The organism is Listeria sp. SHR_NRA_18, from assembly GCF_003856515.1.
GTDB classification, from domain to species: Bacteria; Bacillota; Bacilli; order Lactobacillales; family Listeriaceae; genus Listeria_A; species Listeria_A newyorkensis.
The window spans coordinates 1-433 of record NZ_QPKR01000070.1 but is presented as its reverse complement, the minus strand read 5'-3'; the positions used below and the strand labels follow the sequence as shown (position 1 = coordinate 433).

Here is a 433-nt window from a genome sequence, read left to right as displayed (position 1 = left end):
ACGTCAACGCCCGTTCACAGCATCAGCAGCGCGACGGCAGTAACTCGTACAGCGTCAGCGGCAACGGTACGGCCGGCGCTAACCTGGGACCGTGGCGCCTGCGGGCAGACTGGCAGGGCAACTCCAATCACCAGACTGGGTCCAGCAGTTACAGCGAGAACCGGCTGGAATGGAGCCGCTATTACGCCTACCGTGCCGTACCAACGCTGCAGTCTAAGTTGACGCTGGGTGAGAGTTCACTGGATTCCGGCATGTTCGACAGCTTCAGTTTTACCGGGATGAGCCTGATATCAGACGACAGCATGTTGCCACCGAACCTGCGCGGCTACGCGCCGGAGGTAACGGGGGTGGCGAAGACCAACGCTAAAGTGATTATCCGTCAACAGGGGCGGGTGCTCTACGAAAGCTCAGTGGCGGCGGGGCCGTTCCGCAT

General features: G+C 61.0%; 1 protein-coding gene. It reads left to right on the top strand.

Annotated features, from left to right (window positions below):
* Positions 1–83: 83 nt before the first annotated feature.
* Positions 84–433: fimbria/pilus outer membrane usher protein (locus DUK53_RS17185; protein WP_368665729.1), on the top strand; the 350-nt coding region annotated here is incomplete at its 3' end.